Origin of the sequence: Mesorhizobium sp. M2A.F.Ca.ET.039.01.1.1 (genome assembly GCF_003998035.1) — a bacterium.
Taxonomy (GTDB): Bacteria; Pseudomonadota; Alphaproteobacteria; order Rhizobiales; family Rhizobiaceae; genus Mesorhizobium.
On record NZ_RZRY01001078.1, the window covers coordinates 1 to 1,591 of the forward strand.

Genomic DNA, 1,591 nt, shown 5'->3' on the forward strand with positions numbered 1-1,591 from the left:
TCGTTCGCCTGTGCGTTGCCGGCCGCGAGCACCAGCCCGACCGTGCAGCCCTCATGCTTTTTCGGCTGGGCGACCTTGGCGACGACCAGAACCTCGATCGGCTTGCCGTCACTGTCGGGGTTGGACACCGAGTGGGAGTGAATGGCGGCAAAGGGAACAGCAACGCCGTCGGTGGTCTCGATGCGCCACTCGACCCTGGGTCCCCGAGGAGTTGAAGGCCGAAAAACTCTCGTAGACGGCCATGTCGTCGGTGGCAAAGCCATAGTACACGGATTCTCGGTCATCGCCGAGGTCAATCAGCACCGGATAGCCGCGATAGCCTGAGCAGACGAGGCTCTCCCAGTCGCCCTCCTCCGAGATGACCGGCACGCAGTCTCCGGATCGAGGCCGGATAGGCGCTCGAAATTTCGCCGGCGTGCGCGGCCCGGCAGGCGGCGGCCAGGGCAAGCGGAATCAGAAGGGAACGCATGCGGACGCCTCAGTTCGGGTTTTCCAAGCTTCTATCGATGGCTGAGCCATATATCGATGCGGTAACGGTCCGGGTCCCCGGCCGGCAGCTTGCCGTCCGCGCGCGTTCCTATCCCCAATGGGCGCAGGAGCGGGCTCATTTCCTTGAGGGCCGCCGCTATCCTCCACCCGTCCGCGTCTGGCGCGGCATAGCCGATGGCCTTGGGCACGCTTGCGCACTGCGGCGTGGTGTCCCGGTCGAACCTCTCGATCTGGCCCGGGATGAGCCGCAGCGGCTCGAATACGAAATCGTTGACCGACCTGCGCAGCGACGTCGCGTCCACGGATGCTCCAGCGCATACGTTGATATAGACCCACGCTATGGGCCTCGGGTCGCCGGGAATGGTCCGGTAGCTCACCCTGCGGCCGCTGGCCTCCGGCGCATCGGGCAAGGCGGGTTCGGCCTGGGGGGCCACGGCCACCGGCCGCGCGGGAGGGTTCGAGGGCGGACGGTAGCCGGGAACCAGGTTTCGTGTTCCTGCCGTGGACGCCGGGCTGTCGTAGGCAGAGTCCACGCTGGCGAAGAGCCGGCACATCGCACCGGACCAGTCGAAGCCGAAGCATCCCGAACGCGAGGAACAGAGCAAGCGGCATTCCTGCAAAGTGACCGCGGGCTGCGCGGAGACCGTTCCCTTCAAGCCTGTCCCGGGATAGTCGAAGAGCTCCGTGGTTGACTGCCCGTTCGCGGAGGGAACCGCGGCCGACAGGAACGCGGCGAAGGTCCCGGCCAAGAGACAGGCGCTTCCGCGAAAAACAGGATAGCCGGACAAGTTTCCCCCCTCGATGCGTTTCGTTCCCCTTGACCCCGCGGCGGCTTCATTGAGCCGACGTGCCTGGCCAATATCCGTCTATTCGGATCGAAGCTAGCGGAGATGAGCAGGCCCGAAACGCCCTGGCAAGGCGTCAAGGGGCGGGCTTACCCTCGTAGGCACTATTTTGGCCCCGGCCGCATCCCCCAAATGGGGCATGCGGGAACGCCAGATCTGGACGATCATTGCGCTGGCTCGCGGCAACAGGCGACAGACATCGCCATCGTCAGGTTAAGCATGGCAGTCGAATCCATTAAGCGCTTGTTGACTCAGAC

Annotated in this window: 2 protein-coding genes and 1 pseudogene; 1 reads left to right on the top strand and 2 read right to left on the bottom strand. The window is 65.0% G+C overall.

Annotated features, from left to right (window positions below):
- Positions 1-263 (bottom strand): annotated as a pseudogene (locus EOA24_RS37385) (hypothetical protein); the annotation flags it as partial.
- A gap of 237 nt (positions 264-500) precedes the next feature.
- Positions 501-1,277, bottom strand: a complete 777-nt coding sequence (locus EOA24_RS37390) for a PAN domain-containing protein (protein ID WP_145992575.1) — start codon at positions 1,275-1,277, stop codon at positions 501-503.
- Positions 1,278-1,379: 102 nt separating this feature from the next.
- On the opposite strand from EOA24_RS37390, the gene EOA24_RS42605 reads away from it, so the two are divergent.
- Positions 1,380-1,591 (top strand): hypothetical protein (locus tag EOA24_RS42605; protein ID WP_210213649.1); only part of this gene is annotated, 212 nt, incomplete at its 3' end.